General features: G+C 68.3%; 3 protein-coding genes and 1 pseudogene. All 4 read left to right on the top strand.

Annotation, left to right across the window (positions count from 1 at the left end; genetic code table 11):
* A pseudogene (locus CEK66_RS11905) lies at window positions 1–743 on the top strand (methyl-accepting chemotaxis protein); the annotation flags it as partial.
* Between the two features lie 249 nt (window positions 744–992).
* Entirely contained in the window at window positions 993–3,221 is a 2,229-nt protein-coding gene (locus CEK66_RS11900; protein WP_152237052.1) for a methyl-accepting chemotaxis protein, read from the top strand.
* A gap of 346 nt (window positions 3,222–3,567) precedes the next feature.
* Window positions 3,568–5,811, top strand: coding sequence for a methyl-accepting chemotaxis protein (locus CEK66_RS11895; protein WP_152237051.1), 2,244 nt, complete (start codon window positions 3,568–3,570; stop codon window positions 5,809–5,811).
* Between the two features lie 680 nt (window positions 5,812–6,491).
* Window positions 6,492–8,576 (top strand): methyl-accepting chemotaxis protein (locus CEK66_RS11890; RefSeq protein WP_152237050.1); only part of this gene is annotated, 2,085 nt, incomplete at its 3' end.

Raw genomic sequence — 8,576 nt, 5'->3', positions numbered from 1 at the left:
CGCCAACCAGCTGGCGCGGCGCGCGGCCGTTGCGGACAGCGAAAGAGACAACGGTGGTCGGTCAGGTGGTGGACACCATGAGCGGCATCGAGACCGCATCGAAGAAGATCGCCGACATCATTTCGGTGATCGACGGCATCGCCTTCCAGACCAACATCCTGGCGCTCAACGCCGCGGTGGAAGCCGCACGCGCCGGCGAACAGGGCCGCGGTTTCGCGGTCGTGGCCAGCGAGGTGCGGGTGCTGGCGCAACGCTCGGCCAACGCCGCCAAGGAGATCAAGGGTCTGATCGACGACTCGGTCGGCCGCGTCGCCACCGGCGCGGAACTGGTACAGCGCGCCGGCCAGACCATGCAGGAGATCGTGGCCTCGGTGGGCCGCGTCACCGACATCATGGGCGAGATTTCCGCCGCCTCGCAGGAGCAGTCCGCCGGCATCGAGCAGGTCAACCGCACCGTCACGCAGATGGACGAGAGCACCCAGCAGAACGCTGCCCTGGTCGAAGAAGCCACGGCGGCGGCGCGGTCGATGGAGGACCAGGCGGCGCAGCTGAGCGACGCGGTGGCGGTGTTCCGGGTGGAACAGCACGCCGTGCATGCCGCCCCTGCCCCGGCCTTCATCGCCGCGGTGGTGGCCGGCCATTCGGCCACCGCTGCAACGTCGCATGCCACGCAGGCGCCTCAACCGAACGCGCAGGCCATCGCCGACGCGATCGGCACCCAGTGGCAGCCGCTCACCGCTTGAGGAGGCGTGTAGGGAAATGAATCAGACAGCGTCGGGAATCGCCTTACGACCAACGACGCATCCAGAACTACGCCGTTACGCCGATATCACCTTCGAGCGACGGCAAAACATGGTGTACAGCAAGATATTGGGTTTCTTTCTTCACTTTTCTGACCGCCACGCTCGCCACTCCGGCCACGCACATGCCGCCGGAGCCTGTAGGGACAAGGACCTGGACGTGCCAGGGACACCGTCAACGAAGAGGTCGACATGAATTCCTTTCTGCAACGCTACAACGTGGGACGCCGCCTCGGCGCTGCCTTCGGCCTGCTGATCCTGCTGTCCTGCCTGCTGGTCGCGGCCGGCCTTTTATCCATGGCAGGCGCGCGCCATGAACTGGACAACATCGTCAAGGTCAGTGTCGAGAAGATGCGGATCAGCAACGGCATGCTCGATGCCAACTCAAGCATCCTGGTCGCACTCGGCACGCTGTCCATGGTGACCAGCGAGGATCTCAACAAAGAGGCGCTCGCCGAGATCAAGGATAAGCGTCAACGCTATAGCGACCTGCGCAACGAACTGGAAAAGTTTCCCGCAACCAGTGCCAGCGTGGTCAAATTGCGCGCCGACATCGATGCCGCGCGCGAGATCGCGCGCGGCCTCAACAATCAGGTGATGGAGTTGGCGAACGCCGGGCGCAACGCCGAGGCGCAGACACTGCTGAGCGAGCGTTCGCGCCCGGCCACGCTGGCGTGGCAAGCGAAAATCCGCCAGAACGTCGCCTTGCAGGAACAGCAGACGCACGACGCCTACGCCACGGCAACGCGCGCCATGGCGCGCGGCCGCAACATGCTCATCGCAGGTGGAGTGGCCGTCCTGGTCGTCAGCGTCTTCCTGGCCTGGGCGATCACCCGCAGCCTGACCATGCCGCTGAACCGCGCCACGCGTGCCGCCGAGGCCATCGCCAGCGGCCGCCTGGACAACGACGTCACGACCAACGCCCGCGACGAGCCGGGACGCCTGCTGCTGGCGATGGACGCGATGCAGCGGCAGTTGCAGCGCTTCTCCGGCGAAACGGCGTTGATGATCGAACTGCATGCCGACAAGGACATCAGCCACCGCATGCCGCTGGATTTCCCGGGCGTGTACGGCGAGTTGAGCAAGGGCATCAACACCATGATGTTCGAGCATCTGGACGCCATCGTCGACGCCATCGGCGTGCTCAACGAATACGCCAACGGCGACCTGCGCCGCGACGCCCGCCGCCTGCCCGGCAGCCGCGCGGTCCTGCACGAATCGATGGACGCGGCCAAGGCCAGCCTGCTGGCGATCAATACCGAGATCAAGCGCCTGGCCGCGGCCGCCGCCGCCGGCGACTTCAGCGCCCGCGGCGATGCGGCGCACTTCCAGCACGACTTCCGGCTGATGGTGCAGGACCTCAACGCGATGATGGAAGTCAGCGACCACAACCTGGGCAAGCTGTCGGCCCTGCTGCAATCCATCGCCGCCGGCGATCTCACCGCGCGCATGGATGGCGAGTTCCATGGCGTGTTCGCGCGGATGCGCGACGACGCCAACGCCACCGTCGAACAGCTGACCGGCATCGTCGGTCGCATCCAGACCGCGGCGGTCAGCATCAACGCGGCCTCGACCGAGATCGCCGCCGGCAACGACGACCTGTCGCGCCGCACCGAGCAGCAGGCGGCGAGCCTTGAAGAAACCGCCGCATCGATGGAGGAACTGACCTCCACGGTCAAGCAGAACGCCGAGCACGCGCGTCAGGCCAACCAGTTGGCGGTGGGCGCGGCTTCTGTGGCCTCACAGGGCGGCAACGTGGTCGGCCAGGTTGTTCAGACCATGAGCGGGATCGAGGCCTCGTCGAAGAAGATCGCCGACATCATCAGCGTCATCGACGGCATCGCCTTCCAGACCAATATCCTGGCCTTGAATGCGGCGGTGGAAGCGGCGCGCGCCGGCGACCAGGGCCGCGGCTTCGCCGTGGTCGCCAGCGAAGTGCGCACCCTGGCACAACGCTCGGCCGGCGCCGCCAAGGAGATCAAGACGCTGATCGACGACTCGGTCGCGCGCGTGGCCGAGGGCTCGGCGCTGGTCGATCAGGCCGGCCGCACCATGAGCGAGATCGTGGCCTCGGTGCAACGCGTCACCGACATCATGGGCGAGATCTCGGCGGCCTCGCAGGAGCAGGCATCGGGTATCGAGCAGGTCAACCAGACCGTCACCCAGATGGACGAGGCCACTCAGCAGAACGCCGCATTGGTGGAAGAAGCCACCGCCGCCGCACGCTCGATGGAGGAACAAGCCGGCCAGCTCAGCGACACCGTGGCGTTGTTCAAGATCGACAACGCCGGCGTGCGTGCGGCAACGGCGCCGCCTGCCACGGTCAACGCGCCGCGTGCGGCCAAGGTGACGGCGCGTCCGCAGCGGCAGCCCGCCAAGCGCACCGCGGTCGCGGTCGGCGGCGACTGGCAGGAGTTCTGAGTCGTACGGTCGCCATGCCGCCGGCATGGCGACCGGTCCCGGCGGTAACGCCCGGCGTTCGCAGCGCAGCCCGTACGCGTCTGCGCATTCCTGCAATACGCGAACCATAGCTCGGCGCATTACACGCCGACGCATGTCGGAACTACGTCGGATTTTGCCTTCGCCGACCAACACGCGTCGGAAGGCAGACAGCTTCCTAACTGCCTGCCAACAAGGATCCGCACACCACTCAATTCCTGGCCGCCATGTCGATATCCATGGGGTGGCAGCGCATCGCCACGAGGCGCCGCAACGCTGGCCTGCCAGCGCGTGCGACCCGACTCCTTCTGTCCCCCAAAGGTCGGCTATGAACGCACTTCTGCAACGCTACAACGTCGGTCGGCGCCTGGGCATGGCGTTCGGCATCCTCATCCTGTTGTCCGGTGTACTGGTCGCCATGGGGCTGCTGACCATGGCCAGGGCGCATCGCGAACTGGACAGCATCGTCAACGGCAACATGGAAAAGGTGCGCCTCTCCAACGAGATGCTGGATGCGAACACCAACGTGCAGATCGGGCTGTTGTCCATCACCATCGTCGATGGCGATGCAGCCAACCAGAAGATGATCGACATCGTGCAGCGCAACCGGGCGCGCTACAAGGCCGCGCAGGATGCATTGTCGGCGATGCCGGCGACCCCGGCCGAACGCCAGGCCATGGCCACGATCGAGCGCACGCGGGCGCAGTCGGTGCAACTCAACAATCAGGTGCTGGCGCTGGGCGAGAAGGACCTGAACGCCCAGGCACAGGCATTGCTGCTGGGCGATGCCGCGGTGGCGATGGAGAAGCAGCAGGCGGCGATCCGCGCCAATGCCGATCTGCAGCGGCGCTTGAGCCGGGAGGCCTATGCGATCTCCTCGGCAGCGATGGCACGCGGCCGTATCGTCCTGATCTCCGGCGGCCTCGCCGTCCTGCTGGTCAGCGGCCTGCTCGGCTGGACCATCACCCGTAGCCTGACCGGGCCGCTGGGCCGCGCCACCCGCGCCGCCGAAGCCATCGCCGACGGCCGCCTGGACAACGACGTGAGCACCGAGGCGCGCGACGAACCCGGCCGCCTGCTGGTCGCGATGGGCCGCATGCAGACCCAGTTGCAGCGCTTCTCCAGCGAAACCGCGCTGATGATCGAACTGCATGCCGACAAAGATATGTCCCACCGCATGCCGCAGGACTTCCCGGGCGTCTACGGCGAGCTGAGCAAGGGCATCAACACCATGATGTTCGAGCACCTGGACGCCATCGTCGATGCCATTGGCGTGCTCAACGAATACGCCAACGGCGACCTGCGCCGCGACGCGCGCCGCCTGCCCGGCAGTCGTGCGGTGCTGCACGAATCGATGGATGCGGCCAAGGCCAGCCTGCTGGCGATCAACACCGAGATCAAGCGTCTGGCCGCGGCCGCCGCCGCTGGCGACTTCAGCGCCCGCGGCGATGCGGCGCACTTCCAGCACGATTTCCGGCTGATGGTGCAGGATCTCAACGCGATGATGGAGGTCAGCGACCGCAACCTCGGCAAGCTGTCGGCCTTGCTGCAGGCCATCGCCGCAGGCGACCTCACCGCGCGCATGGAAGGCGAGTTCCACGGCGTGTTCGCCACCATGCGCGACGACGCCAACGCCACCGCCGACCAGTTGACCGGCATCGTCGGCCGCATCCAGACCGCGGCGGTCAGCATCAATGCCGCTGCCACCGAAATCGCCGCCGGCAACGACGACCTGTCGCGCCGCACCGAGCAGCAGGCGGCGAGCCTGGAAGAAACCGCCGCGTCGATGGAGGAGCTGACCTCCACCGTGAAGCAGAATGCCGAGCACGCGCGCCAGGCCAACCAGTTGGCAGTGGGCGCCGCCTCGGTCGCCTCGCAGGGCGGCGCGGTGGTCGGCCAGGTGGTCGAGACCATGAGCGGCATCGAGGCCTCGTCGAAGAGGATCGCCGACATCATCTCGGTCATCGACGGCATCGCCTTCCAGACCAACATCCTGGCGCTCAACGCCGCCGTGGAAGCGGCCCGTGCCGGCGAACAGGGCCGCGGTTTCGCCGTGGTCGCCAGCGAGGTGCGCACCCTGGCCCAGCGCTCGGCCAATGCCGCCAAGGAGATCAAGGGGCTGATCGACGATTCGGTCACGCGCGTGACCGAAGGTTCGGTGCTGGTCGACCAGGCCGGCCGCACCATGAGCGAGATCGTCGCCTCGGTACAGCGCGTCACCGACATCATGGGTGAGATCTCGGCGGCCTCGCAGGAGCAGTCCGCCGGCATCGAGCAGGTCAACCAGACCGTCACCCAGATGGACGAGACCACGCAGCAGAACGCCGCGCTGGTCGAAGAAGCCACCGCCGCCGCGCGTTCGATGGAAGAACAGGCGGTGCAGCTCAGCGATGCAGTCGCGCTGTTCAAGATCGACCGCGTCGCCCCGATCGCGCCGCCGGCCGCCGGCCGCGCGGTATCTGCCAAGCCGGCGTCGCGGGTCGCGAGCAGAGCCGGCGCCGCGCCCCAACCGGCGGCACGTCGCACGGTCGTGGCCGCCGCCAGCAACGGCGACGCCTGGCGGGAGTTCTGAGGCCACGGTGGCCAGGCGCACACGGCCTGGCCACCTCGCCTGCACCAGCGGCACATTCCGCCATCCCCTGCCTGATCGAACGCCGGCTGTCCCGACGGGCGCTCGATACGCGCCACCATCGCCCCGCGCCTCCTCGCCACCATCGCCTGCCTGCCACGGCGCGCCAGCGCCCCACTGCCCCTGCCTCGCCCGACCTCGATGCCAGCCCGGCACGGCCGGATCACGCCCACTGCAGGCGACACCAGCGACAGCGGCGCGGCACGTCCATCGGCGAATGGACCGAGCGAGGACATGCCAACACGCGCCGGTCACCGCGGTTCCCGCAGCCTTCTCGACAGGCCTGCACATCCCGGAATCGTGCGGCCGTTTGCAGATCGCGCAGCTCCTGCATCGGCGCTGCATCCGCAGCGCGCCGCAGCGCGTATGTCCTGCCCACTCCTTTCCTCACATGGGCGCCACAACCCTGATGGCCGCGTAACTCCGCCGAGATCACAGATTCAATCTTTGTCTCAAGCCGCCGCTAAAGATCTGCCCGATTCGGCCGAGCGCTGGCGATCCCCTCGCATGCGCGCGTCTTCGCCCGGCGAAGTTCGATCGCTGTCCGCCCCCCCTACATTCCCATCGCATGCGCTTGCTCGCGAGCGCATGCCTTCTTTCGCTTTCCCCCAGAGACCCGCGCAATGACGTCGCACTCCGCGAACCACGCCGCTCCGCCCGCCTCCGACCGCCGCTCGCGTTTGCGGGTCTGGCACGATCTCCCCATTGCGCGCAAGCTCAGCCTGATCGGCGTGCTGGCCTTGATCGGGCTGGCCATTCCCCTGCTGCTGTACACCCGCACCCTCAGCGACGGCGTGGAGGTCAGCCGCGCCGAGCTGCGCAGCTACGCGCCATTGCGCGAGATGCTGCGGCTGCTGGCGGCCCTGCAGGAAGAACAGGTCGGCGCCCTCGCCGACACGGCGCAGGCGCGCGACACCGCGGACCGGGCGCTGCGCGAACTGCAGCGGACCGTGCCGGCCCTGCCCGGCTTCGAGCGCAGCACGGCGGCGCTGGCGCAATTGCAGCAGACCCTGCAGACCAGGCGCAGCGACTTCGCGGCGGTCGCCGACCAGGCCGACGACGCGCTGGACGCCCTGCGCGACGACAGCCAGCTGGTCTATACGCCTTACGTGGAAAGCTACCACCTGGTGGTCAGCAGCCTGATCTACGCCCCGGTGACCAGCCAGACCCTGACCCGGCTGGACGCGATGCGCGACCCCTCGCAGGCCGGCGCCGACACCCCGGTCCTGCGCGCGCAGATCGCCGAACTGGCCCGCGATCAGGGCCGCCTGCGGCATGAGCTGAAGAAGGCGTTGGGCCTGCTCGAACAGCCGGATCCGGCCCTGTCCCAATCCGTCGCCGCCGAAGCCGCCGTCGCCGATCGCGCCCTGCCGCAACTGGCGCAGGCCCTGGACGGCAACAGCGCCGATGCCGATCAGCGCTGGAACGCGGCCCTGCATGGCTGGGACGAGGCCTTGCACGGGCTGAGCGCCACCGCGTTGCAGGCGCTGCAGCGCCAGTCGCAGCGTCATCTGGACGCCTCGCTGCAGGCGATGTGGACCGCGGTGGCCGGGCTCGGCGTGCTGACGCTGCTGATCGCGGCGATCTGCGCGCATACCCTGATCACCCTGACCCGCAACGTGCGCCGCGCCGCCGGCGTTGCCGCCGACATCGCCGAGGGCCGCCTCGACGCCCGCATCGTGGTGCCCAGCCGCGACGAAAGCGGGCGGCTGCTGGCCGACATGCAGCGCATGCAGCAACAGTTGCGCGAGGTGCTGGCCGCCCAGACCGAGATGGCGCGGCGCCACGACGTGGGCCAGACCAGCTATCGCATGGACGAGAGCAGCTTCCCCGGCGACTACGGGCGCATGGTCCGCGACAGCAACGCCCTGGCCGCCGCGCACATCGCCGTGACCGAGCGCCTGGCGCAGATCATGGGCCGCTACGCCATCGGCGACCTGTCCGAGAACATGGACCGCCTGCCCGGCGAGAAAGCCCGCCTCACCGAGACGATGGACGCGGTCAAGCACAACCTGACCGCGATGAACACCGAGATCAAGCACCTGGCCGGCGCCGCCGCGGCCGGCGACTTCAGCGTGCGTGGCGACGCCGCGCGCTTCCAGTACGACTTCCGCCTGATGGTCGACAGCCTCAACCAGCTGATGGCCACCGCCGACGGCAACCTGCAGGCGCTGTCCGCCTTGCTGCAGTCCATTGCCGCCGGCGACCTGACCGCGCGCATGCACGGCCAGTTCCAGGGCGTGTTCGCCACCATGCGCGACGACGCCAATGCCACCACCGAGCAACTGGCCGCGATCGTCGCGCGCATCCAGACCGCGGCGGTCAGCATCAATGCCGCGGCCAGCGAGATCGCCACCGGCAACGACGACCTGTCGCGCCGCACCGAGCAGCAGGCGGCCAGCCTCGAGGAAACCGCTGCGTCGATGGAAGAGCTGACCTCCACCGTCAAGCAGAACGCCGAACGTGCGCGCCAGGCCAACCAGCTGGCCGCCGGCGCGGCCTCGGTCGCCTCGCAGGGCGGCGACGTGGTCGGCCAGGTCGTGCAGACCATGAGCGGCATCGAAGCCTCGTCGAAGAAGATCGGCGACATCATTTCGGTGATCGACGGCATCGCCTTCCAGACCAACATCCTGGCGCTCAACGCCGCGGTGGAAGCCGCCCGGGCCGGCGAGCAGGGCCGCGGTTTCGCCGTGGTGGCCACCGAAGTG

The organism is Xanthomonas sp. LMG 12460 (genome assembly GCF_009192895.1).
GTDB classification, from domain to species: domain Bacteria; phylum Pseudomonadota; class Gammaproteobacteria; order Xanthomonadales; family Xanthomonadaceae; genus Xanthomonas_A; species Xanthomonas_A sontii.
This window is presented reverse-complemented; position numbering and strand designations above follow the sequence as displayed.

Coding starts and splice junctions, on each gene's coding strand:
- CEK66_RS11895 (WP_152237051.1), top strand. CDS start 3,568: ATGAACGCACTTCTGCAACGCTACAACGTCGGTCGGCGCCTGGGCATG.
- CEK66_RS11900 (WP_152237052.1), top strand. CDS start 993: ATGAATTCCTTTCTGCAACGCTACAACGTGGGACGCCGCCTCGGCGCT.